At 55.3% G+C, this 24,865-nt stretch carries 23 protein-coding genes; 13 read left to right on the forward strand and 10 right to left on the reverse strand.

The window, feature by feature from the left end:
- The first annotated feature begins 16 nt into the window (after positions 1–16).
- From AUP42_RS14985 to rnd, 6 genes are all read left to right on the forward strand, one after another.
- Positions 17–1,114 (forward strand): AI-2E family transporter, encoded by a 1,098-nt coding sequence (locus AUP42_RS14985; RefSeq protein WP_062952402.1) that lies wholly within the window; start codon positions 17–19, stop codon positions 1,112–1,114.
- 7 nt (positions 1,115–1,121) lie between these two features.
- Complete coding sequence (locus AUP42_RS14990) at positions 1,122–1,868, forward strand: HdaA/DnaA family protein (protein ID WP_082824791.1); 747 nt, start codon at positions 1,122–1,124, stop codon at positions 1,866–1,868.
- Positions 1,869–1,957: 89 nt separating this feature from the next.
- The gene (locus AUP42_RS14995; RefSeq protein ID WP_062952403.1) at positions 1,958–2,494 is read left to right on the forward strand and encodes an ATP-dependent zinc protease; all 537 of its coding nucleotides are present in this window, start codon (positions 1,958–1,960) and stop codon (positions 2,492–2,494) included.
- Positions 2,495–2,555: 61 nt separating this feature from the next.
- Positions 2,556–3,461, forward strand: a complete 906-nt coding sequence (gene rimK, locus AUP42_RS15000) for a 30S ribosomal protein S6--L-glutamate ligase (protein ID WP_062952404.1) — start codon at positions 2,556–2,558, stop codon at positions 3,459–3,461.
- Between the two features lie 3 nt (positions 3,462–3,464).
- Positions 3,465–4,553 carry a succinylglutamate desuccinylase/aspartoacylase family protein gene (locus AUP42_RS15005; RefSeq protein ID WP_082824792.1) on the forward strand — a complete coding sequence of 363 codons (1,089 nt, stop codon included), beginning with the start codon at positions 3,465–3,467 and terminating at the stop codon, positions 4,551–4,553.
- Between the two features lie 89 nt (positions 4,554–4,642).
- Positions 4,643–5,812 carry a ribonuclease D gene (gene rnd, locus AUP42_RS15010; RefSeq protein WP_062952405.1) on the forward strand — a complete coding sequence of 390 codons (1,170 nt, stop codon included), beginning with the start codon at positions 4,643–4,645 and terminating at the stop codon, positions 5,810–5,812.
- A gap of 84 nt (positions 5,813–5,896) precedes the next feature.
- Here rnd and AUP42_RS15015 read toward each other — a convergent pair whose 3' ends face one another.
- Complete coding sequence (locus AUP42_RS15015) at positions 5,897–6,757, reverse strand: SDR family oxidoreductase (protein ID WP_062952531.1); 861 nt, start codon at positions 6,755–6,757, stop codon at positions 5,897–5,899.
- A gap of 106 nt (positions 6,758–6,863) precedes the next feature.
- Here AUP42_RS15015 and AUP42_RS15020 point away from each other — a divergent pair, with 106 nt between their 5' ends.
- On the forward strand, positions 6,864–7,775 hold the full coding sequence (locus AUP42_RS15020; RefSeq protein ID WP_062952406.1) for a LysR family transcriptional regulator: 912 nt from the start codon (positions 6,864–6,866) through the stop codon (positions 7,773–7,775).
- Positions 7,776–7,794: 19 nt separating this feature from the next.
- On the opposite strand, the gene AUP42_RS15025 is transcribed toward AUP42_RS15020, so the two are convergent.
- From AUP42_RS15025 to AUP42_RS15060, 8 genes are all read right to left on the reverse strand, one after another.
- A complete protein-coding gene (locus AUP42_RS15025) occupies positions 7,795–8,688 on the reverse strand; it encodes an NAD-dependent epimerase/dehydratase family protein (RefSeq protein WP_062952407.1) in 894 nt (297 codons plus the stop codon).
- Positions 8,688–9,221: a dTDP-4-dehydrorhamnose 3,5-epimerase gene (gene rfbC / locus AUP42_RS15030; RefSeq protein ID WP_062952408.1), complete on the reverse strand. Its 534-nt coding sequence runs from the start codon at positions 9,219–9,221 to the stop codon at positions 8,688–8,690. The genes AUP42_RS15025 and rfbC overlap by 1 nt, the downstream gene beginning before the upstream one ends.
- The gene (locus AUP42_RS15035) at positions 9,218–10,450 is read right to left on the reverse strand and encodes a class I SAM-dependent methyltransferase (RefSeq protein WP_062952409.1); all 1,233 of its coding nucleotides are present in this window, start codon (positions 10,448–10,450) and stop codon (positions 9,218–9,220) included. The genes rfbC and AUP42_RS15035 overlap by 4 nt, the downstream gene beginning before the upstream one ends.
- Positions 10,447–11,535 carry a CDP-glucose 4,6-dehydratase gene (gene rfbG, locus AUP42_RS15040; protein ID WP_062952410.1) on the reverse strand — a complete coding sequence of 363 codons (1,089 nt, stop codon included), beginning with the start codon at positions 11,533–11,535 and terminating at the stop codon, positions 10,447–10,449. The genes AUP42_RS15035 and rfbG overlap by 4 nt, the downstream gene beginning before the upstream one ends.
- Positions 11,536–11,539: 4 nt before the next feature.
- Positions 11,540–12,310 carry a glucose-1-phosphate cytidylyltransferase gene (rfbF, locus tag AUP42_RS15045; RefSeq protein ID WP_062952411.1) on the reverse strand — a complete coding sequence of 257 codons (771 nt, stop codon included), beginning with the start codon at positions 12,308–12,310 and terminating at the stop codon, positions 11,540–11,542.
- Between the two features lie 547 nt (positions 12,311–12,857).
- Positions 12,858–14,102: a DUF1835 domain-containing protein gene (locus AUP42_RS15050; protein WP_062952412.1), complete on the reverse strand. Its 1,245-nt coding sequence runs from the start codon at positions 14,100–14,102 to the stop codon at positions 12,858–12,860.
- A 136-nt stretch (positions 14,103–14,238) separates the two neighbouring features.
- Entirely contained in the window at positions 14,239–15,735 is a 1,497-nt protein-coding gene (gene ppx / locus AUP42_RS15055) for an exopolyphosphatase (RefSeq protein ID WP_062952413.1), read from the reverse strand.
- 33 nt (positions 15,736–15,768) lie between these two features.
- On the reverse strand, positions 15,769–17,916 hold the full coding sequence (locus AUP42_RS15060) for an RNA degradosome polyphosphate kinase (protein ID WP_062952414.1): 2,148 nt from the start codon (positions 17,914–17,916) through the stop codon (positions 15,769–15,771).
- 194 nt (positions 17,917–18,110) lie between these two features.
- Here AUP42_RS15060 and AUP42_RS15065 point away from each other — a divergent pair, with 194 nt between their 5' ends.
- The 4 genes from AUP42_RS15065 (at position 18,111) to AUP42_RS15080 (ending at position 22,641) form a co-directional block, all read left to right on the forward strand.
- A complete protein-coding gene (locus AUP42_RS15065; RefSeq protein WP_062952415.1) occupies positions 18,111–18,647 on the forward strand; it encodes a SixA phosphatase family protein in 537 nt (178 codons plus the stop codon).
- A gap of 246 nt (positions 18,648–18,893) precedes the next feature.
- A complete protein-coding gene (aspS, locus tag AUP42_RS15070) occupies positions 18,894–20,681 on the forward strand; it encodes an aspartate--tRNA ligase (RefSeq protein ID WP_062952416.1) in 1,788 nt (595 codons plus the stop codon).
- A gap of 143 nt (positions 20,682–20,824) precedes the next feature.
- Positions 20,825–21,745 (forward strand): SPOR domain-containing protein, encoded by a 921-nt coding sequence (locus tag AUP42_RS15075; RefSeq protein WP_062952417.1) that lies wholly within the window; start codon positions 20,825–20,827, stop codon positions 21,743–21,745.
- 2 nt (positions 21,746–21,747) lie between these two features.
- The gene (locus tag AUP42_RS15080) at positions 21,748–22,641 is read left to right on the forward strand and encodes an EipB family protein (RefSeq protein WP_062952418.1); all 894 of its coding nucleotides are present in this window, start codon (positions 21,748–21,750) and stop codon (positions 22,639–22,641) included.
- Positions 22,642–22,724: 83 nt separating this feature from the next.
- Here the strand turns inward: AUP42_RS15080 and AUP42_RS15085 are convergent, their stop codons facing one another.
- A complete protein-coding gene (locus tag AUP42_RS15085) occupies positions 22,725–23,042 on the reverse strand; it encodes an ArsR/SmtB family transcription factor (protein WP_062952419.1) in 318 nt (105 codons plus the stop codon).
- Positions 23,043–23,509: 467 nt separating this feature from the next.
- On the opposite strand from AUP42_RS15085, the gene AUP42_RS15090 reads away from it, so the two are divergent.
- Both AUP42_RS15090 and AUP42_RS15095 read left to right on the forward strand, forming a co-directional pair.
- Positions 23,510–24,439 carry a histone deacetylase family protein gene (locus AUP42_RS15090; protein ID WP_062952420.1) on the forward strand — a complete coding sequence of 310 codons (930 nt, stop codon included), beginning with the start codon at positions 23,510–23,512 and terminating at the stop codon, positions 24,437–24,439.
- Between the two features lie 161 nt (positions 24,440–24,600).
- A complete protein-coding gene (locus AUP42_RS15095) occupies positions 24,601–24,864 on the forward strand; it encodes an exodeoxyribonuclease VII small subunit (RefSeq protein WP_062952421.1) in 264 nt (87 codons plus the stop codon).
- Position 24,865: the final 1 nt, after the last annotated feature.

Consider the following 24,865-nt stretch of genomic DNA (forward strand, 5'->3'; position numbering starts at 1 on the left):
AGGGGGTTAAACGGACATGACCATCCGGCAGCAGGCACGTTTCTGGCTGATTTTCATTGTCGGTTTTTTCCTACTGATCTGGTTGTTTTCCAGCATCCTGTTGCCGTTTGTTGCTGGGATGGCAATTGCCTATTTCCTTGATCCGCTGGCCGACCGGTTGGAAGAACGCGGATTTAACCGGACGCTGGCAACCACGGTCATCACGGTTCTGTTTTTCCTGATTTTCATTTTCGTCCTGTTGCTGATCGTGCCGATGATCGGCAACCAGCTTGCCGGTTTCCTTGAAAGGCTGCCGGGCTATATCGATACGCTGCGCAATACCATTCTGCCTCATATCCAGCATATCGTTGACCGGGTTGCCCCGGAAACGCTGCAAAACATATCGGACTCGGCCAAGGGGCAGACGGCCAATGCCATCAAGTGGGTTGGCAATATCCTGACCAATGTGTTGTCGGGCGGATTGGCGTTGCTGAATTTCCTGAGTTTGCTGTTCATTACCCCGGTTGTGGCATTTTACCTTTTGCGCGACTGGGACAAGATCGTTGCCAAGGTCGATGGCTATCTGCCGCGCCGTTCGGCAAAGGATATCCGACAGTGCGCGCGCGAAATCGATGAAACCCTGGCGGGCTTTGTACGTGGGCAATCGACGGTCTGCATGCTGCTGGGGCTTTTCTACGCGATTGGACTAAGCCTTGTGGGGCTGGAATTCGGCTTTGTCATCGGCTTGATGACCGGGCTTGTATCCTTTGTGCCCTATGTCGGGATGATTGCCGGTTTTGCCGTCGGAATGGGGGTCGCGCTTGCACAATTCGGGGTCAGTGTCGATCTGGCGCTGGTGGCCCTTGTGTTCGGGGCGGGGCAGTTGATGGAAGGCAATTTCCTGACGCCGAAGCTGGTCGGCGACAAGGTTGGTCTGCATGCGGTCTGGGTGATGTTTGCCTTGCTGGCCGGGGGGGCGGTTTTCGGATTGCTCGGTGTGATGCTGGCCGTGCCGGTGGCCGCTGTGATCGGTGTGCTTGTGCGATATGGTTTAAGGCAGTATCTCGGGAGCCGGTTATATGATCACGGCCCGGACAATCCGGCCTATGATCCGTTAAAAGACGCCGAGAATTGAGTTCACAGTGACCCGCGCGATCAAAAAGACGACCATGGATGATACGCTGGCGGCACCCGAAAAGGGGCCGGATGGTGGATCGCCGGAATTTTCGCCACAGCAATTGCCGCTGGCGCTGGAACTGCGCCCGGCATTGGGGCGGGCCGATTTCATGGTCGCTGATTGCAATCGCGAAGCCGTTTCCTGGATCGATCACTGGCCCGATTGGCCGGTGCCCGCCCTTTGCCTTTATGGTCCGCGCGGATCGGGCAAAAGCCACCTTGCGGAAGTATGGCGGGCACGCTCGGCCGCGTTAAGCGTATCGGGGCATGACCTTGTCGGGGCGAACCCGGACGTGCTTCTGGGCGATGCCACCGGGCTTGTGATCGAGGATGCCGATCTTGGCCTCGACGAGACGGTGTGCTTCCATCTTTACAATATGCTCAAGGAACGCGGCGGGCATTTGCTGATGACCGCACAGCAACCCCCGGCGCGCTGGAAAGTCGATCTGCCGGATCTGAAATCACGGCTGGGGGCGGCACTGGTCTGCGAGATTTCCCCGCCTGATGACGACCTGATGGTCGGGCTTCTGATCAAGCTGTTTGCCGACCGGCAGATGGCACCAGGCCCGCAGATCATTGCCTATATCCTGCCGCGGATCGAACGCAGCTTTGTCGCGCTGACCGAACTGGTCGCGGCCATTGACCGGCAGGCATTGGCGCAAAAGCGCGCGGTGACATTGCCGCTGGTCCGCTCTGTGATGGATGCTCAATAAATCCCGATCCCGGGCAGACGCATTTTCGATAGGCGATGCAAGCTGTTAGGCGTTATATTGGCCCGATTGAAAATTACCGGATAGTGCATGTGACGACGCGCAAGACCAAGGTTAAACCGTCCCTTAAATCCAAGACCGATGCCCTGATCAGTGCGGGGCATGTGCTGGGCTGGCGCGAATGGATCGGATTTCCGGATTTCGACGTACCCTTCATGAAGGCCAAGGTCGATACCGGGGCGCGGACATCGTCGCTGCATGCGTTAAATCCGCGTGTCATTGATCGCGATAATCAAAAATTCGTAAAATTCATCTTGCCGCATTACCGCGGTGACGGGCATGGTCGTATTGAGTGCATGGCACCGCTGGTTGAAACGCGCGAGATTCGCAGTTCAAACGGCGAGGCCGAAGAACGCTATGTCATTTCGACCCATATTGCCGTCGGGCATCATAAAATCCGGGTCGAGATTTCACTGGCAAACCGTTCGTTGATGGGCTTTCCCATGCTGTTGGGGCGGACCGCGATGAAGGCAGGAAGATTTTTGGTTCAACCGTCGAAATCTTATCTGGCGGGGAAACCGGAACAGGTTTATACGGCGCTGAAATCCGACACTGTTTCGGAACAATGATCCGACGCTGTCGTTGAACTTTCGACACATTCAGTAACGCTCGACCACGGGAGTCCATTGCATGAAGATCGCAATGCTTGCGCGCAATCCTAATCTGTACTCCCACAAACGGCTGGTCGAGGCGGCCGAAAGTCGCGGGCACGAAATCGATGTGATCAACACGCTGCGCGTCACGATGAACATCACCTCCCTTAAACCCGAAGTCTATTACGGCGGCCAGAAACTGAGCGGCTATGACGCGGTCATTCCGCGTATCGGTGTTTCGGTTACGTTTTTCGGACTGGCGGTGTTGCGCCAGTTTGAAATGATGGGCGTTTATCCGTTAAACGAATCCGTGGCGATTGGCCGGTCGCGCGACAAGCTGCGCTCCCTGCAGATCCTGTCGCGGCGTGGTGTCGGCCTGCCGGTGACGGCCTTTGCCCATGATCCGAAAAAAACTGACGAGGTGCTTTCCATCGTTGGCGGTGCGCCGGTGGTGATCAAGCTTCTCGAAGGTACCCAGGGCATTGGCGTGGTTCTTGGCGAAACCGAAAAATCCGCCAAATCCGTGATCGAGGCCTTCCGTGGTGCCAATGTCGATATCATGGTGCAGGAATTCATCAAGGAAGCGGGCAATACCGATATTCGCTGCTTTGTGATTGGTGGCAAGGTCGTTGCCAGCATGGAACGCAAGGGGGCCGAGGGCGATTTCCGGTCCAACATTCATCGCGGCGGTTCGGCGCGGTCCGTGCGTATTACTCCGCAGGAACGCGCAACAGCAGTTGAAGCCGCCAAGGCGATGGGGCTAAATGTCTGTGGTGTCGATATTCTTCGCTCCAACCACGGTCCGGTGGTGATGGAAGTCAATTCATCACCCGGTCTGGAAGGCATCGAAGGCGCAACCGGCAAGGACATTGCCGGGATGATTATCGATTTCATGGAAAAGGATTACCGCCCCGGCAAGGTGCGGACCAAAGGCAAGGGATAAACTGTGAACGAGATCGGGAAAAAAGTATCCAAAGCCAAATCGGCAAAGGTCGCCAGAACCCCGGACTTCGAGATTGGCGGCAAAAAAGTCCCCGCCGGGACCCGCCAGATCGTTGATATTCCGATCTCGCTTTTATCCAATCACACGCCGGTTAATCTGACGGTCAATGTGGTGCATGGCAAACGGCCCGGTCCGGTTCTGTTCGTCAGTGGTGCCGTGCATGGCGATGAAATCGTCGGGGTGGAGGTCATCCGCCGCGTTCTGAAATCGCCCGCCCTTCGCGGCATGCATGGTACGTTGCTGGCGGTGCCGGTCGTCAATGCGTTCGGCTTTTTGAACCATACGCGCTATCTGCCTGACCGCCGTGATCTTAACCGGTGTTTCCCCGGTCATTCGGCGGGGTCGCTTGCCGCACAGCTTGCCCATCTTTTCCTGACCGAAATTGTCGAAAAATCCGACTTCGGCATTGATCTTCATTCGGCAGCCGTGAACCGCGTCAACCTGCCCCAGATCAGGGTCAATGACGATGATCAAGACATTATGGCCTATGCCGAGGCTTTTGGTGCGCCGATCATCCTGACCAGCCCGCTTCGCGAAGGATCGCTGCGCCAGGCCGGCAAAGAGGCCAAAGTCCCGATCCTGCTCTATGAGGCGGGCGAGGGGCTCCGGTTTGATGAAATGTCGATCCGGGCCGGGGTTTCGGGGGTTTTGCGTGTGATGCGCAAGCTTGGCATGACATCGGGCCGCTCTATCCGCGACCCGAAAGTTGCCCCCTTCAAATCATCCAGCAGCCATTGGCTGCGCGCGCCTGTCGGTGGGATTTTGCGGACGTTCAAGATCGCGGGCGAATTTGTCCACGAGGGCGACGTGGTCGCCGCCGTTTCCGACCCGTTCGGTCTTCGCGATGCCGAGGTGGTGGCGAAACATGCCGGGCTGATCATCGGGCGGACCAATCTGCCCATCGTCAATCAGGGCGATGCGCTTTTCCATGTGGCGGCGATCAAACGGTCATCGGAATTGCAGGAACGCATGGATGCCATCGAAACCCATCTGCAATCCGATCCGTTGCTTGACGAGGATGAAATCATCTGAGGCGGTGGGTTTTCCGTGATTTTTACGCATGATAGCTGCCATATCGAAGCTACTGGCGGATCACGCCCGGCAATGTTATAGCAAGGTTTATGGAACCAATTACAAATACAGAAGAACTGCGCGCGTTGTGCGAAAAGCTCCGGCAGTTCGAATATGTCACGGTCGATACCGAGTTCATGCGCGATTCGACCTATTGGCCGCAGCTTTGCCTTGTGCAGTTGGCAAGCCCCGAAGCATCCGATAATGGTGCGGCGGTTGATCCGCTGGCCGAGGGCATTGACCTTGCCCCGCTGTTCGACCTGATGCAGGACGAAAGCGTGGTCAAGGTGTTTCACGCTGCCCGTCAGGATATCGAGATTTTCGTCCATCTCAGCGGCAAGGTCCCGCACCCGGTATTCGATACCCAGGTGGCGGCGATGGTGCTTGGCTATGGCGATCAGGTCGGCTACGAGACGCTGGTCAACAAGGTGGTGCGCAAGAATATCGATAAATCGATGCGCTTTACCGACTGGTCGCACCGTCCGCTTTCGACCAAGCAGCTTAGTTATGCGCTCTCGGATGTGACTCATCTTCGCGTGATTTACGAAGCCTTCCACGAACGCCTCGAAGCCAATGGTCGGGCCTATTGGCTGGCCGAGGAAATGGAACGCCTGACCGATCCGTCGATCTATTCGATTGATCCGAAAGAAGCATGGCTTCGGCTTAAAACCCGCTCCAACAGCCCGAAATTCCTGGCGGTGGCGCGCGCGCTTGGCGAATGGCGCGAGACTGAGGCACAACGCAAGAACCTGCCGCGGAACCGCGTTCTTCGCGATGATACGCTGCTTGATATCGCCGCCCGGCAGCCATTGACCGACAAGGATCTCGACAAGACCCGCGGTGTTGGCCGCAATTTCGGCAGCAGCAAACCCGGTCAGGCGATCATCGAAGCCATCCAGGCTGCCCTTGATAGCCCGCAGGAAGACTGGCCGCAGCCAAAACTCCGCCCGGACCTTCCCGCCGGGATCGGCCCGACGGTGGAGCTGCTTAAGGTGCTACTAAAGCTCTGTTCCGAGGAAAAGGGCGTGGCCCAGCGTCTTGTGGCGTCCAGCGACGATTTGCAGAATATTGCGGCTGATGACGATGCCGACGTCCCGGCGATGCATGGCTGGCGGCGCGAATTGTTCGGGCAATATGCCCTGCAACTCAAACACGGACAGATCGGGCTCAAGCTCAAGAACGGCGAAGTGGTTTTTGTCGAGCTTGAAGCTCGGGACTAAATCCCGCGATCCAATCGAAGACATGAAAAAACGGGCCAGCTTTGGCCCGTTTTTCGTTTTTGTCCGTTTCTTGACTGCGGCGGATTATTTCAGCGCCGCTTTCAGGAAGTCGGCCGTACTTTGCGGTGCGCGGCCGACAACCTTGGCGAAGTCATCGCTGGTTTGTTCATAATCGCCATTACGCGTGCCGACATACATGCCGCTGAGCGCCTCGATCAGATGGTCGGGCAGGCCAAAGCTTGCCAGAATGCCGGTATGGACTTCGGGCGGCAGATCGACATAACGGATATCCTTGCCGGTTGCGTCGGCAATGATGGCGGCGATATCGGCAAAGCCGATCGGCGTGCCCGAAAGGTCATAGGTCTGATTGACATGATCGGACGGATTGGCAAGCACGGTGGCGGCAGCTTCGGCAAGGTCATTACGCGGAATATAGCTGACCTTGCCATTGCCGGCAGGGGCGCCAAAATCACCGGTTTCAAGCGCATGCGGAACGCCCGCCATCAGAAGATCGGTATAGAAGCTGTTGCGCAGCAAGGTGAAGGACAGGCCGCTTGCCTTGATATAGTTTTCCGTGTCGGCATGGATGGCGGCATAGGTGAACGGGCTTTCGGGGCGCGCATCGATGAAGCTGGTATAGACCAGATGTCTGACACCGGCGGCCTTGGCGGCATCAACCGCGGTCCGGTGCTGTTTGATGCGGGTTTCAACATCGGTTTCACCCGAAATGATCAGCGCGATATCAATGCCCTTGAACGCATTGGTCATCAGGGCAAGATCATCAAAATCACCATGGCGGACATCAATGCCTTCGGCGGCCATTTCCTGTGCCTTGGCAACATTGCGGACACTTGCGGCAATCTGATCGGCGGAAACGCGGTTCAGCAGATGTCTGACGACAAGGCTTCCGAGCTGGCCGGTGGCGCCGGTAACGAGGATTTTCATGGTTTCATTTCTCCGGTAATCGGTGGTGGGCATTGGCCCGTCAATGAAATGAAACTGCACCTGATTTCCCATATGATCAATTCGATCAAGGTGATAGTATTCATGCATGAACATCGATGAATTGGATCTTGATTATCGTCTGCTGCGGCTTTTCCTGACGATCTATGACGAAGGATCGGTAACCGCCGCTGCCAATCGCCTTGGCGTCGGGCAACCCACCGTCAGCCACGGGCTCGACCGGTTGCGCCAGATTGTCGGTGATCCGCTTTTTGTCCGGTCGGGGCGGGGGATTACGCCGACCGCCCATGCCGATGAAATGGCCGGGCGGGTGCGCATCCTGTTGCAGGATTTACGCAACCTTGCCCGCGTTGATGCCTTTGATCCGAATGATCCGGCGCAATCAGCCCGCTTTGTGATCGGCACCAACGATTACGAGGTGGCGGTGATCATGCCCGAACTGTTTCGCATCATCCGCGGCTATGCCGCCGATATCCGGCTTCGGATTTTGCCGATCCATGGCGATACCAACGTGATCGACCGGCTGCGCAGCGGCCAGCTTGATCTGGCGATTGGCCTGCATATGACTGAAAATGTTGGCGATGTCGCACAGCAAACCCTGTTTCGTGAACATATGGCCTGCTTTTACGATGCCGATTGCCATGACGTGCCACCCGATACGCTGGATCGGTACTGCAACGTGCCCCATGCGCGTGTGATCATCGGCAATAACGATCATTCGGCGGTGGACGATGCATTGCACGCCATCGGGCGCAAACGCCGCACGGTTTTGCAGGCATCAACCTTCGCCAGCATCGCAAGCCTCATCCGCGCAACGGACGTGATCGCATCGCTACCATCGCGGCTTGAACGCAATGTTATGGCGGGATTTGGCAGTTGCGCCTTCCCGCTTGATTTCCCCGAATACAGCTTTGCCCAGTCCTGGCATGTGCGCAACGCCGCCAGCGCCCCGCATAAATGGCTGCGGGGCGAGATTTTCAAGATTTCACGATGGCTTTAGAGGCATGCTCCGGACTCGCCTATTGCGCGGCCCACCAGTTGATGCAGTCGGACAACGCTGTATCTATGTCGTAATCGGCTGTGAAGCCGATCATTTGTGATAGGCGATTGGTATTGGCAACAAGATAGGGTGGATCATCGGCGCGATCCGGAAAGCCGCCGGGATTAAGTGCGCCACGCCCGATTTTTTCGTGCAGGCGCCGGGCGATTTCAAGCAAGCTGTGACCGTTGCCGCTCGCGATATTGATAGCGCCCATCATGTCACCTTGTATCAGGGTTGCAAAGGCGCGACCGGCATCTTTGACATGTATGAAATCGCGAACTTGCTTGCCGGAACTCATATTAGCTGTTTCACCGGCCAAAAGCTTTGTCGCGATTGAGGGAATAAAACGCGCAGGGCTTTCTCGTGGGCCAAGTAATAAAAATAGTCTCCCCCATGCGATTGAGGCTCCAGACTTGATCAGATCATCACAGTGTTTGAAAAGCCGGAGTTTTTGCTGGCCGTACAAAGTCGCCGGATGGCAGGCGGCATCTTCAGAAAGTTTCGTGCCTGCCGGGATGTTTTGCCAGTCATATTCCGCACAACTTCCAGACACGACGACACGCGATCCACCCGATTGTAAAAAAAGCTTGATCAGGTTGCTGCTCGCTTCGTACCAATCATGATTGTCTGGGGCATTCCAAAAATGCCCATGTTTTGTTTGCCACGCCAGATGCAGCAGGCCGTCGGGTTTTTCGGTGTTGACCAGTGTCTTTTGAAAGTCGACATCAAGAAGATCACCGGATCTATGTGAGACACTGATAATACCGGTGGGACTACGACCACAGGTCACAACGTTGATCCCGGCATCAATGAGTGATTTAACAGCGTGAACACCGATCAGTCCGGTTGCTCCGGTCACCAGAACTTTCATCAATCTGCCTTGAAATCGGGATAGGATGCATCACGGTCATTGATGAGCGCTGGCGCAAATGGCCATTTGATGCCAAAAGCCGGATCGTTCCATCGTACTCCATCGGCCAGATCAGTGACAAAAGGTGCACCCATCAAGTATAGCAGCTCCGCATCGTCGGTCAGGGTCAGAAAGCCATGCGCGCAGCCAGCGGGAATCAAAAAGGCATGCCGATTTTGCGCGGATAATTCGGTAGCTGTCCACTGACAAAAAGCGGGTGAATCTGGCCGCAGGTCAACCACAACGTCGTAAACGGCACCTTTGATGCACCGGACGATTTTTGGGTCGCCAACCGGGTTTTGTTGATAATGCATGCCACGCAATGTGCCAAGCTTATGATTGAACGACATATTTGCCTGAACGACTTCAAACGGATAACCTGCGTCGGCCAATTCATCACGGCAAAATGCACGGGCGAAGAAGCCCCGATCATCTTCATGCGGGTTCAGTTCTATCCGTTTTACGTCTGGTAAATCTGTCGCGATCAGGTTCATGGCAGGATTTGCACCTTGGGCACGGCAACAACAAATTGGCCGTCCCAATCGCGAACATAGGAAACTGCGGCCATGATTTCATCCTTAAGGTTCCATGGCAGGATGATGACATAATCAGGCTGTTCGGTTCTCAGCGCTTCAGGTGACCTGACCGGAATGCGGCTGCCGGGCAGCAGGGTGTTTTGCTTATGCGGATTGGCATCGACAACAAAGGCAATCTGATCGCTCATAATACCACAATAATTCAGAATCGTATTACCCTTGGCTGCGGCTCCATAGGCTGCAACTTTCTTGCCGTTGGCATTAGCCTGATTGATAAAGGCGATCAGGTCGTCGCGAATTTTTATAACTTTTTGTTCGAACCCGTCGTAGCAGTCAAGTGTGGCAATTCCCGCTGCATCTTCCTTGGCCCGAACGGCCTTAAGGCCGACGGTTTCAGGGCGTGTGCCGGATGTTTTCTGAGCCCAGACGCGTAGGCTGCCGCCATGGGTTGGCAGTTCTTCGACATCAAATACCTTAAGGCCGTTTTGTTCAAAGCAACGCTCAACTGCATAAAGCGACAGATAGGAAAAATGTTCGTGATAGATGGTGTCGAACTGGGTTTTTTCCAAAAGATTCAAAAGATGCGGGAATTCAAAGGTCGAAACCCCGCTGTCCTTAAGAACCACCGCAAAACCCGAGACGAAGTCATTGATATCGGGCACATGGGCCAAAACGTTATTTGCAGTTGTCAGGTCGGCATGGCCATATTGCACGATAATTTTTTCAGCAGTTTCCTTGCCAAAGAAGGCAACAAGGCTACGTACGCCTCTTTTCTCGGCTTCGACGGCAACATTTGCGGCCGGTTCAACACCAAGCACCGGAACGCCAGCGCCAACAAAATGTTGCAGGAGATAGCCATCGTTCGACGCGACTTCGACAACCAGTGACTGCCCACCGAGCGACAGGCGGTCTTTGGCCTGCTGGCAGTATTCGCGCGCATGTTCTACCCAGCTTGTCGAATAGCTCGAGAAATAAGCGTAATCACTGAAAATATCAGATGGGGGGACGACGTCATCCACCTGAACCAAAAAGCAATCGCTGCATACACGCGCATGTAGCGGATAGCGGTTGTCCGCCGTATTTTTGCGATCTAGGGTGACATATGAATTTGCCAATGGACTATCGCCCAGATCAACAAGCGTATGATTCAGTTCTGCGCCACAGGCGCGGCATTTCGGAGCTGTCATTTCCTATCCATCAAGTCTTCGTAGGACGCGACTTGCGCCGCTGTGATTTTGGTCATGGTTTGCCCGGCAAGCTGTGCCTTGTGCCACTGCACAATCCATTCAATGCACGATGCAAGGTCCAGTCGGGGTTGCCAGCCCAGCGCCGATTTCGCCAGGCTGGAATCAAGGGCCAGGGTACGGGCTTCTTTTTTTCCATCACCTTTGTCCTCGGTCACGCGGCCACTGTTGGATCCCCAATGGGCCAGCATCAGATCAACTACTTCGGCAACGGTGTTTGAGCTGTCCGGGCCGAAATTAAGCGTGGTTTCTTCAACACGGCGCTCGACAGCGGCCTGAAGAAACATCAGATATCCTGCAACTGGTTCAAGCACATGTTGCCACGGCCGAGTTGCATCCGGGCTTCTCAGAATTACTGGCTGGTTGGTGGCAATGGCGGTGATGATGTCGGTCATCAGGCGGTCTTCGGACCAGTCTCCACCGCCAATCACATTGCCCGCCCGCGCTGTAACAACGGGTATGTTCTTCTCCCGGAAGAAGCTTTGGCCAAAGCTACGGGTGACGATTTCCTGTGCACCCTTGGATGCACTGTAGGGATCACGTCCGCCAAGGGCATCACCTTCGCGGAAAATCACGTCGCCATGAGCCTGATCATAGCTGTCATTGTCATAGGCCTTGTCGCTGGTGACGATCAGAGCACCCAGAAGGTTTTCCGAGGCGCGTAGAGCGTCCAGCAAATGCGCCGTGCCCATGACATTTGTCGCCATGGTTTCAACCGGTTCGCGGTAGCCGCGTCGCACAAGAGGTTGGGCTGCCATATGCAGAACAAGTTGAGGGTCGATAGCTTTTACGGCATTAGCCACGGCATCGCGATCGCGAAGATCAGCAATATATTCCGAGGCATAGGGAATATTTAACAAGCCGTACAAGCCGGGTTCGGTTTCAGGTGCCAGCGAGAAACCATGTACTTCAGCGCCCATATGTTTCAACCAAGCGCCAGCCCAACCGCCCTTGAAACCTGTGTGGCCGGTAAGCAAAACACGTTTCCCATACCAGAACCGATGAAGGTTTTTACTTTGGCTGGTCATAAGGTTACCAGACCTTCCAAGGGGCCTTGCCGTTCGCCCAAAGGGTTTCGAGAAGTTGCTTCTCACGTAATGTATCCATAGGTTGCCAGAAACCATCGTGACGCCATGCAGAAAGTTGATCTGCCTCGGTCAGGCGGTGCAACGGATCTGTTTCCCATATTGTTTGATCGTTTTCAATCTCACTAATTACTGATTTCTCGCAAACAAAAAAGCCCGCATTGATACGCGCGTGGTCGCCAAGAGGCTTTTCCTGAAACGCGCTGACACGATTTCCGTCAAGCACAGTTGCGCCAAAACGACCGGGTGGGGCTACGACGGTCATTGTTGCTTTGCGGCCTTGAGCTTTGTGAAATGCGATAGAAGCCGTGATATCAACATCGCCAAGTCCGTCCCCATAGGTCAGGCAAAAGGGCTGCTCTTCATCTAAGTAATTGGCGATGCGCTTAATGCGTCCGCCAGTCATGCTGTCCTGACCGGTGTCAACAAGTGTAACTTTCCAAGGCTCGGCATTGGCATTGTGATATTCAAGCTGATTGGTGGCCATATCGATTGTAACGTCGGCATGGTGCAAGAAGTAATTCGCAAAATATTCCTTTATTATATAGCCCTTGTAGCCCAAGCAAATTACAAAATCGTTCACCCCATGGGCTGAATATATCTTCATTAAATGCCAAATTATTGGCATTCCTCCAATCTCTACCATAGGCTTTGGCTTCGATGTTGTTTCTTCGCTCAAGCGGCTGCCGTAGCCTCCTGCAAGTATGACTGCCTTCATTGACTTGGTTATCCATTTTTAGATGAATTTATGAGTATCTATCGATACTCGGACGTGAATGTATTGACTTGCGAATAGGAAACATCACAGCAAGATTTTTACTTTTCCACCCGAACTATACTGGACTTTGGATTTTTAATTAGGGTCTAATCAATGCTTTTCCCGCTAAATTTTAATTCATGAGCCAATGCAAATTTGTTGGGGGGGCATACCTCATTGTATCCGCGTGCGAAGTATATGTGTGACATGCGAAATGTTCCAATATTTTTCCCCACAGTGAGTCCTGCGCGACTGAGCCAAGTCTTTATTTGGATGCATAATCGAAAGGTAGACAGTGAGGGTTCGGCGCCAAGCAGCACGACAGCGCAACCCACTCGCGTTGTTTTGTGCAAAATACAATTATATCCCTAGCGGATGTCAGCCAGATATCTTTCACTTGGGGTTGCCCGAAATACAGTTCCGGGGAGTCCTAACATGTGCGCAACGCCGCCAGCGCCCCGCATAAATGGCTGCGGGGCGAGATTTTCAGGGTGACGCGAAAGCTGGTTTAAGGTCCTTTCGCACCGCTAATCCGGATGCCGCCAACCCATCGTTCCCCGGTATAAAACGTCATGAAATTCCGGGTGCCGGAAAGGACTTCGTTGCCGGTCTCGCAAAGCGACAGGGTGCGGTCCGGCCAGGGCGTCTGGCTCGGGTCTTCGGGATAGGTGAAAAGCGGCATTTTCGCCCGGCCCATATCAACAAGAACTTCCCAGAACATCAAATCGCCCAGAAACGGCAGCGGGTCGTAGGTCCGCATCAGGTGGCCAAAGATTTTGCCCGCCGTGATCGGGCCATGATCCCGGATGATTTGCAGCGTCAGTTTCTGCGTCAGGCCAAGACCGCTTTCGGGATCGGGCAATTCACGCAAATGGCGATCAAGGGCCGCGATCATGCAGGGGATTGGCGATTGTCCGTTATCAATGATGGCGCGCAGCGCATCGGGGTTTGAGGCACGGATCGCGCGCCAGACCGCTTGACCGAATGTCAGCATGTCATCCGAAACCGGCGCACGGGCATTGTCCCAGCACCAGATCAGCAGTTCGGGCGAAAGCTGACCAAGGCCGATGAAACGCTCAACCCCCGGCACCCGATCCACGCAAATCAGATCAAGCCGCGTTCGCGGGCGGAGCGTTGCGATGAAATCAAGCAGGAAGGCCAGTATAAGCTGATCGTAGCTGTCATGTTCAAACCACAGCACGACATGATCATAATCGCCCAATGTCGCCAGCCCGGCATACTCGCGTTGCAGACGGGAAAGCGCATCGGGAAAATCAATGCGATAGGACGATGCGATAAAACGTGAGCGCGTTTCGATAAAGTCGGGCAGGGGCACATCGGGCACCGGTCCCTGACAGAACGGATCGGAAAATTCCATGAACGGGCCAGCAAAACCGGCCAGTTCAAGGCCATGCCTGATGTCCGAGCCACAGCGCAGATGCAGGGTTTGCGGGGTATCAAGCGTTGGCAGATGCCCCGATGCAATCTGGCGCTGATGTTCGGTAATCCGGTCGATATGGGATTTCAGTTTCGGCCAGCTGGCAAAGCCGTTTTCGCGCGCGATGACAAGCTGGCTATCGGCCAGTTGCAGATCATCAATGCTTTTGCCGGGCAGGTGGGCCGCAATCCGGGTTTGGGCATCTGCCTGCTGATTACGGGCGGATTTCAGAAGTTCCTTGGCGCGCTTGCGCTGCTGCTCAAGGTTAAGGCGGCCGTCAAATATTCCGGATTTCGATGTGCGCGAAGCAGACATACGATTCCCCTGTGCTTAAGCCTGTGTCCGCCAGACAGGCAAGGAAACCGTGTGGTTCATATGTCATCTAAGACCGGGCGCAGCCCTTTCCGCGGACGGGGTGCTTCGGGAAGCAGCCCCAGCATAGCATGCCCGGTCAGGGTTGGGGAAGCTGATCGACGATGACGACCTGGCTTTCGCAATCCATCAGTTTGGCAAGTTTTGATAAACGCTGTTCGACGACTTCACCATTCAGGGCCGCGAAATCCCTGTGCATCTGAAGCATGAGGACCTTGTCCTCAAGCACAAGCGCCGTACCGGGCAGGATGCCCTCGACCCCGCCTGAAAGCGTATGGCCAAGGCGGATGGCGTGACCGTAAAGGCGACCGATATTGCGCGTATCGTCGTCAAGCAACCGGTCACTGGATTCGTCACCCTTGAAATTACCGGTATAGCGCGAGCCGATGGTATAGGCGAGGAACACCCGATCATGATGGTTCAGATCAAGATAGGGGTGATGCAGGATGCGGTTATAGCTCTGGATCGCCCGGTAATCGGGATGTTCGTTCCAGCCGACATCGCCGATGATGCAGGCAGCAAGGCGCAACCGGCCTAGATTTCCCGGTTGTTCGCGGAAGATCGGTGCCGACCAGCGATAAAGTTCCTCGCCATGCTGATGGAAACGTTCGCCGTCTTCGGCAAAGCTGAGACAGGCATCAAGCAACGGATCGCGTTCGCGCAATTCGTCGGGCAGGGCTTCATACATCCAGCCTTCGCGCAGGCCATGGCTGGAAAAGACGACTTCCTTGGCCTGCATGCGTTCAAGCAGCATGTTCATGACAAGGCCCGCATGCGGCAGGCTATCGATACGACGTTTGGAAACACCGCCAACCTTGTCAAGCGACACACGGCTTTGCTGGGATATGATATGCGTCAGTTCGGCGATTTCGGCACGTGGCATGGTCAGATTATGCACGACCGAAATCGGATAATTTTCCTGCGCGATATAAAGCTTGGCAATCGAACGCCACGAACCGCCAACCGCAATCAGCGGTTTGCCCGCACCTTCATGCAGCCAGTCGACCGTATCAAGATGGGTTTTGACCTCTGCCTCAAGCCGGGCACGGTCTGCGCCGAATACCGCATGCAGGCGCATGGCGCCCAAGGGTACGCTGACGCTTTTTTTGATCTCGCCTTCCTCAAGCAACACCAGTTCAAGCGACCCGCCACCGATATCCCCCATGATGCCGGTGGCACGACGATCACCGGAAATAATGCCAAAGGCCGAAAGACGGGCTTCTTCAAGCCCGTCAATCACCTTGACGGTCAATCCGGTTTCCGCATGCACGCGATCACAAAATGCCTGCCCGTCGCTGGCCGCACGGACGGCAGCGGTGGCAAGGATATCGACACGTGTGACCTTCATCGCACGCAACAGCCGGGCGAACCGCCGCAGGGCAGCGGTTGCCATTTCAACGCCTTCGGGGTTCAGCCGTCCGGTATTTTCCGGATCACGGCCAAGGCCGCACATCACCTTTTCGTTGAAAATCGGGGCCGGTGCGCGTGTCATGCCATCAAACACAACAAGACGCACCGAGTTCGAGCCAACATCAATGATGGCAATACGGTTGGAAACCCTTTGGTCAGTCAGCATGCGGTTGGTTGAACCTGTCTAGGTATGCACTCGTTAATCATCAAGCTGCAGCACGGGAACATTCGGATCTTCCTCGCTAAGCGCGCTGCCACGGCCTGAAAGTGACGGGTTGGTCATGAAATACTGATGAGAGGAGAATGAATTTTCGTCTGCTTCGCACCGCTCATATGACCCGTCGGGCTGCAGGTACCAAGCCTGCGCCGTATCTTTCAGATTTGCAATCATGATCTGTTCGACAATCTGGCGTTGGCAAGTGGGGTTTTCTACCGGAACCAGCGTTTCGACACGACGGTTAAGGTTGCGCGGCATCCAGTCGGCGGATGAAATAAACGCCTTGGCCTTGCGCGATGGCAGTTTCGCGCCGTTTGCAAAGACGACAATGCGCGAATGTTCAAGGAACCGACCGACGATGGATTTAACGCGAATATTTTCTGACAAGCCCGGTACACCCGGCCGCAAACAGCAAATGCCGCGCACCACCAGTTCGATATGCACCCCGGCCTGGCTGGCACGATAAAGCGCATCAATCACCACCGGATCGACAAGGCTGTTCATCTTGGCCCAGATGCCCGACGGTTTGCTCGCCTGACAATTTTCGATCTCGTGATCGATATGGGCAAGCAGGGTCGGGCGCAATGTATGCGGTGCAATGGCGATTTTCTCAAGCGAGCGCGGGGTGGCATAACCAGTCATGAAATTAAAGATACTGGCCGCGTCACGCCCCAATGCCGGATCGCACGAGAAGAACGAAATATCGGTATAGAATTTCGCGGTGATCGGGTGATAGTTGCCGGTCCCGAAATGCACATAGGTCCGAAGCCCGTGGCTTTCGCGCCGAACCACCAGCGACACCTTGGCATGCGTTTTCCAGTCAAGGAAACCATAAACCACCTGACAACCGGCACGCTCAAGATCCGCCGCCCAGCGCAGGTTGGCTTCCTCGTCAAAACGTGCCTTAAGCTCCACCATGGCCGTAACCGATTTGCCGGCTTCGGCGGCGGCAATCAGGGCCTTCACAATCGGGCTGTTTTCCGATGTGCGATAAAGGGTCTGTTTGATCGTGACAACATCGGGATCACGTGCAGCCTGCAACAGGAACTGCACAACGACGTCGAAATCTTCGAACGGGTGATGAACGACGATGTCCTTTTTGCCAATCGCGGCAAAGCAATCACCGCCAAAGTCGCGCACCCGTTCGGGATAACGCGCGCCGTATGGCGGGAACAGCAGATCATGATGCAGATCGGAATCGATCAGTTGTTTGACGTCAACAACACCCAGAAGGCCATCAACCTTGACGACTTCCTCAGGTGCGACCGAAAGTTCATCGACCACGAAATCCAGAAGGTCTTCGGGCATCTTGGCATTGACTTTAAGCCGGATGATGCTGCCGCGGCGACGGCGTTTCAGCGCGGTCTTGAAAACGCGCACCAGATCTTCGGCTTCTTCTTCAATTTCAACGTCCGAGTCACGGATGACACGAAACAGGCCATGTTCGATCATGTCGAAACCGGGGAACAGCTTATCCAGATAAAGCACAATCGCCTGTTCCAGCGGAAGGTAGCGTTCGGTGCGGCCCGGCAGGCGCAGGAAACGGCCGATCTTCGGCGGCACCGGGATCAGGCCGCGCATGTTGTGACCATCCGCCGGGTCAAAAAGCTGCATGACAATCGCAAAGCCAAGGTTCGGAATGAACGGGAAGGGATGCGATGGATCAATGGCAAGCGGTGTCAGCGTCGGGAAGATTTCGCGCATGAAATAGCCATCAAGCCATTTGCGGTCCGTCTGCGTCAGATCTTCCGGCCCGATCACGGAAATGCCGTGCTTTTCCATCTCGGTGCTAAGCTGCTGCCAGATGCGCTGCTGATCCTGCATCAACTGGTTGGCGTCGTATGTAATCGCACGAAGCTGCTCGGACGGGCTCATGCCATCCTGGCTGACCTTGGTCATGCCCGCGCGCAACTGCCCGACCAGCCCGGCAACGCGAACCATGTAAAATTCATCAAGGTTGCTGGCGGAAATCGACAGGAACCGCACACGTTCAAGCAACGGATGACGCTGATTTTGGGCCTCTTCAAGGACGCGACCGTTAAAGGCCAGCCACGAAAGTTCGCGGTTTATAAAGCGCTTGTCCGAATCAAGTGTGATTGCGCTTGATTGAATAACGGCGGCGTGGGTCACGCTATGCCTCCTGCGAAAGTGGGTTTGTGTCCTTGAAATAAGGCGACAGGTCCCGGTTGCGATTGGAGTATAGGATAACTGCTTGTCGGGGTGCAATTTTCTTAAATTTTTAAGTCAGTTTTTATGATGGCTTCACAGCGCCCTATGTGACATGCAAAAGTCTGCCTTTCGCGAGATTACCGGATACCGATTTTATGAAGACACTGCTCCTGCTCAGGCATGCAAAATCAAGCTGGACCGATCCATCCCGATCCGATCATGACCGGGAACTGAACCGGCGCGGTGAACAGGCGGCCCCGGTGATGGGGCGCTACCTGCAGGATCAGGGGCTGGTGCCCGATCTGATCTGGTGTTCGACCGCGGCACGTGCGGTGCAGACACTGACGTTGCTGGGGCGCGATTTTGCAAGCACGTCAGACGTGATCTATAACGAAGACCTCTATATGGCGAGCGAGAAGGTGTTGCTTGACAGCCTTGTCCAGACTCATGACGAAGCGCGTTGCGTGATGATGGTCGGCCATAATCCGGGGATGGAGGATTTCGCCGCACAACTGTTTGGCGATGGTGACGGCGAGGCGTTGTTGCAGATGAAGCGCAAATTTCCCACCTGCGGACTTTGCCAGTATGAATTTGACGTTGATCACTGGGCGGATGTCCGCCCCGAAACCGGGCGTCTGATCCGCTTTGTAAAGGTCAAGGATTTGCAGGGCATCGGTGCGCCGCCAACCTGAAATTCCGGCCCGCAATGCTGACCATTGCGACGGGCACTTGACGGCAGGCGTTTGGCAGCGTTTTATACCGCAGAATTTCAAGCGCCGCGTCGCGCAAACAGACAGATCACCCGATTTGATCGCCCCGAATTGACCGGGGTGGTCGGTTTGCGGTGCTTTTTTGTTTGACAGCGCGGTGCAGCCATGCACCTTTGCGCCAAATTTGCGGCCCGAAATACCAAGCATACAAAGCAACCTGGAAAGACCATGCATCCTTATCGTTCACACAATTGTAATGCGTTGCGCGCCTCTGACGCCGATGCGGAAGTGCGCCTGTCCGGCTGGATCCACCGCAAGCGCGACCACGGCAACCTTCTGTTTGTCGATTTGCGCGACCATTACGGCATCACCCAGATCGTGATCGACATTTCAAGCCCGCTTTTCGCGGTTCTTGAAAAGTCACGCGCCGAAAGTGTGATCACGGTGGATGGCAAGGTCGTCAAACGGACCGCCGAAACCGTCAACCCGAACCTGCCGACCGGCGAGATCGAGGTTTACGCGTCCAATATCGAAGTCCAGTCGTCGGCCGACGTTCTGCCGATGCCGGTATTTGGCGATGCCGAATATGGCGAGGAAATCCGCCTGCGTCACCGTTACCTTGACCTGCGTCGCGAAAGTGTTCATTCGAACATCGTTCTGCGTTCGCGTGTGATTTCGGCGATGCGTCAGAAAATGACCGCACAGGGCTTCCTTGAAATCCAGACCCCGATCCTGACGGCAAGCTCGCCGGAAGGCGCGCGTGACTTCCTGGTACCGTCGCGCATGCATCCGGGCAAGTTCTATGCCCTGCCGCAGGCCCCCCAGCAGTTCAAACAGCTTCTGATGGTTTCGGGCTTTGACCGTTACTTCCAGATCGCACCGTGCTTCCGCGATGAAGACGCCCGTGCCGACCGTTCGCCGGGCGAGTTTTATCAGCTCGACTTCGAGATGGCCTTTGCCACCCAGGACGACGTGTTTGACGCGATCGAGCCGGTTCTTCATGACATCTTTGTCGAGTTCGGCGGTGGTCGTGACGTAACGCCGCTTCCGTTCCCGCGCATTCCGTTTGATGAATCGATGGCGAAATACGGCTCGGACAAGCCCGACCTTCGCAACCCGATCATCCTGTCTGACGTGACCGAAGCCTTCCGTGGTTCGAATTTCGGCATCTTTGCCTCGAACATCGAAAAGGGTTCGGTGGTTCGCGCCATTCCGGCACCGGGGGCCGCAGGCCGCCCGCGCAGCTTCTTTGACAAGCTGAATGCCTGGGCACGCGAAGAAGGTGCGGCTGGTCTTGGTTACATCGTTTATGATGAAAACGGCGAAGCCAAAGGCCCGATTGCTAAGAACCTTGATGCCGAACGTATCGCGAAAATCAAGGAAGTCACCGGCGTTGCCAATGGCGATGCGGTCTTCTTTGCCTGTGACAAGGAACTGGCTGCTGCGAAATTTGCCGGCAAGTCGCGCGACAAGGTTTGCAATGAACTGGGTCTTCGTGAAGACGGCATGTTCAAATTCTGCTGGATCGTTGATTTCCCGATGTACGAGGAAGACGACGACGGCAAGATCGAATTCAGCCACAACCCGTTCTCGATGCCGCAAGGCGGTCTTGAGGCGCTTGAAAGCATGAACCCGCTTGATATCAAGGCATGGCAGTATGACATCGTCTGTAACGGTATCGAACTGTCGTCGGGGGCCATTCGTAACCACCGCCCGGACATCATGTATAAGGCGTTCGAGATTGCCGGTTATGGCAAGGACGTCGTTGATGACCGCTTTGGCGGCATGATCAACGCGTTCAAATTCGGCGCTCCGCCGCACGGTGGTTCGGCCCCGGGTGTTGACCGTATCGTCATGCTTCTGGCTGACGAGCCGAACATTCGCGAAGTCATTGCCTTCCCGCTGAACCAGCAGGCGCAGGATCTGATGATGAATGCCCCGGCCGAGGTCGATGACCGTCAGCTCAAGGAACTCCACCTGCGTGTGCAGCTTCCGCCGAAAATCAAAAAAGACTGATTACTGTCTTTGACGCTAAAAAACGGCCCGGAAATTTCCGGGCCGTTTTTGTTTGTCTATTGACCCTCGATACTTACGTAATCTTAACCCGTCACAATCAACATTCACCGTGGAACAATTTATATCCTGCGGGGGATGGCGTTTTGAAAAAGATACTTGTGGTGGCGGCACCGCTGGCACTGGCGGCGTGCGGTGGTCCGGTGGAACTTACGGTGGCCAAGCTGGCCGGCGATCTGATCAGCTATGTCACCACGGGCAAAAGCACCACGGATCATGCGGTCTCGGCTGTTGCCGAACGCGATTGCGCCCTGCATCGCCCGTTATTTGAAGAAGACGTCTGTCAGGATAACGTCCTGCTGGATGATGCCGTTGCCCTGGCCGAGCCGGGCGCACCATCGATCAAGCAGAAAATCCGCGACGCCGAACCCGCAATTTATGCCGTTAACGCGCCCGGCGAAGACTGGTCACAACCCAAAGCCGGTGCCCGCACATCGGCCGTGATTGTCAAAACCGATCTGCCGCCGCGCCCGGTGATACATGACGCAGTGTCGCATGACGAAGCGACCGCTGCCCCGGTCGAAATCGCAAGCGCACAGGACCAGTTCACTCCCGACTATAACCGTACCCCGCTTCGCAACGAAGGCCCCCTTGACCCGCAGGGCGAGGCCGATGCCGCCGTTGCCGGATATGTCGCCCCGCCAAAGCCGGTCGCACCGATTGCCGAAACCCAAACCGCCGCCCTGACCGATACCGGCATCATGACCGATGAGGTCAGCGTGATCGCGCCGGAATCCACTGCGCATGACAAGCTTGTTGCAGTGCCGCTTGCGGGGGACTATGTAGTATTGGCAAGCTTTGCCGATCAGTTGCGCGCGCAAAATGCCCTGTCGCTTTACAGTGAATATCAGCCGCGTCTGATCAGTGCGACGGTCAAGGGCCGCGAATATCTTCGTGTCGCGGTTGGTCCGCTTTCGCATGAGCATGCAAAAGATTTACGCCATCTTGCTGCCAAAAAGGGTGTCAAAGATCCCTGGATTGTCGAGATCGACGCCGCCGGAGAATAGATTTGCCAGTTATTACGGTTTGTCCTGAAAATCGACAGCGTTCCGTCTTCGGGGCGCTGATCTTTTGTGTTGCTCTGGCGGGATGTTCCGCGCAGGCGGGGCAATCTTTTGCCGCCGGTCCCGCCGGTTTTGATCCGGCGCATGTGCGCAAGGCATCGGACACCCAGACGGAACTGGTTCCGCATATGGCGGAATATCGTTTTTCGATGGTCTCGTCGGATGTCGGCAGCTCTGTTGTCGGCGTGCGCGGTGCGCTGGGTTACCGGTTTGAAAAGGTCTGTGATGGCTGGATCACCGAGATGCAGCATCTGATGATCCTTCAGGGGGCAGAAGGGGGCGCGATCAATTCGGCCTATTCGATGACCCAGTGGGAAAGCTTTGACGGATCGAAATATCGCTTCCGCATGCGCGATTATCTGGATGGTGTGCAGGTGGACGAGGTTGTCGGCGATGCGGTGCGCGACAAGGACAAGGTTCTTGTCACCTACGAAGTTCCGGTCGAAATCACCGAAGAACTGCCGGCCGATACCATGTTCCCGACCCAGCATTCCGTGACCCTGCTGAAACGTGCGCTTCAGGGCGACAAATTTGCCAATGATCTGGTGTTTGACGGCAGTGGCGATACGCCGACCAACCGGATTGCCGCGGTGATTTCGGGCGCGAAACAGGCGCAAAACAATGCCGAGGATGCCGATAACATCGCAAGCCAGCCCTATCACAGTCTGAACCTGGCGTATTATCCGCTGGGCGAGGCTGAAAATGGCCCCTCGACCGAGATCGCGGTTGATTTCGGGGAAAACGGTGTCGCCCATGAACTGCGAATGAATTACGGCAGCTTCCGGGTGCGCGGTGATCTTGAGAAAGTGACACGCCTGCCAGCCCCCGAATGTGGCTAGGTCTGTTTCGGCTGTTTAAGAATAACGCAAAAAAGCCTGCCGGGTTTCCGACAGGCTTTTTTGTGGGGGAAGTTCCATAAATCTTAGGCGGCGACGGCGCTGCTGTCGTCGCGGCAATACAGATCATAAAGTGTCTTGATGACGGTGACGGCTTCATCGCCTTGCAGCGAATAAAAGATCGTCTGTGCTTCGCGCCGGGTTTTTACCAGCTTGTCACGCCGCAGCCGTGCAAGATGCTGTGACAGGGCAGACTGGCTCAGCCCGACAATGCGTTCAAGTTCACCGACTGATTTCTCGCCTTCGTTCAGTTGGCAAAGAATCATAAGTCTGCTCTGATTGCTCATGGCCTTCAGAAGCGCGCTGGCTTGCTCGGCCTTTTTTTCGAGATGGTTAAGTTCCATTTGGCTCCCTTTAGCCTGGCCATATTCGGCTTTTGTCCCAACTGGGGCATCGGGTGTATCACATTCGTGGTGATAATCTCCGATGGGATATCCCCGATTTTTTCCAACCAACGAGGTCTTTGTGCCTCAAACCCATTAATGAAATTCAAGAATGGGAAGATTCCTATTCTCAAGTATAACATTAAACTGTCAAGACACTCTTTGTCTTGTGAACAGAGATTATGGCGATATTTCGTTCTGAGTCACCGAGTATACAATAGACAGTTCATGCGGTGATTTTGGACCAGTCATTCAAGTTCAAAACTTGCAGTCTTTGACTGATTTATGATGATCTAGAACAAGGCAGCGGATAACTTTGGCTGTCACGATGAAATAATAATAATCAGGATCGTGGTCAATAAGGCCAGTCAGCCTGTAAAGATTCGATATATCTGACATGCATCTATTCAGGAAGGTTTCCGGAAAACATGGCGACATTATTTGTCACTCATCACAGTTGCATCGACCATGATCCGGGACCGGGCCATCCGGAACAGCCTGATCGCCTTCGCGTGATCCAGCGGGTGCTTGAAGCCGAGGAATTCATGTTCCTGCACCGCGAAGAAGCCCCAAAGGCCGATCTTGAGCTGATCAAAAAGGTCCACGATCCGGCCTATGTCGACCGTGTCATGGCCGCCATCCCGCAAAGCGGATATGAAGCCCTTGATGGCGACACCTATGTCTCGCCCGCCTCTGGCGATGCCGCCCTGCGTGCCGCAGGTGGCGTTTGCGTCGCGATCGATGCCGTGATGGCCGGGCATGAACGCAATGCCTTTGTCGGGGTACGCCCGCCGGGCCATCATGCGGAATATGACCGGGCGATGGGGTTCTGCCTGTTTAACAATGTCGCGGTTGGTGCGCGATATGCCCGCGATGCCTATGGCATCAAACGTGTCGCGGTGATGGATTTCGATGTTCATCACGGCAACGGAACGCAGGATCTTTTCTATAACGATCCTGACCTGTTTTATTGCTCGACCCATCAATGGCCGCTTTATCCCGGCACCGGCGCCCCGGATGAACGCGGATGCGCCAACAATATCCTCAATGTCGGCCTGACCGCAGGGGCGGGGACGGCTGAAATGAAAGAGGCCTTCGAACAATCGGTTTTGCCCGGCATTGCCGCCTTCAAACCGGAACTGCTGATCATTTCGGCCGGCTTCGATGCGCACCGCAATGATCCGCTGGCGGGCCTTTCTTTTGTTGAAAGCGACTTCGTCTGGATGACCGAACAGCTCCTCGCCCTCGCGGGCGAGGTCTGCGACAACCGGGTTGTCTCGGTCCTTGAAGGCGGCTATGACCTGCCGTCCCTGGCAGGTTGCGTTGCGGCGCATGTGCGAACCCTGATGACGCGATAAATTTCCGGGAACCTCCGGCGGCCGGGAAGCAGGGCGGTTTCGCAATTGCGAAGTTCCACAGTGTTTTCCGGTGTGTTTTCCGCTGTGATTTCCGTTCTGGCCGGTTGCCCTGCCGGGATCGTCGGCGTAAACTCCGCGCCAATCAAATCAATGGAGCAGATATGTCCGAGCCAACCCCGTCCACCACGATCCCCGATGATATCGCCAAACTCAGCTTTGAAGAGGCCCTTGGCCAGCTTGAAAGCCTCGTGCGACAGCTCGAACAGGGGCAGGTGGGGCTTGATGATGCCATTGCATCCTATGAACGCGGTGCGGCGCTGAAACGTCATTGCGCCGATAAACTGCGTGCGGCCGAAGAACGCATCGAGAAAATCACGCTGGGTGCGGATGGCCGTCCGAACGCAACCCCGACCGAAATCGAATAAT

The sequence above is a fragment of the Thalassospira lucentensis genome, from assembly GCF_001613805.1.
Taxonomy (GTDB): domain Bacteria; phylum Pseudomonadota; class Alphaproteobacteria; order Rhodospirillales; family Thalassospiraceae; genus Thalassospira; species Thalassospira lucentensis_A.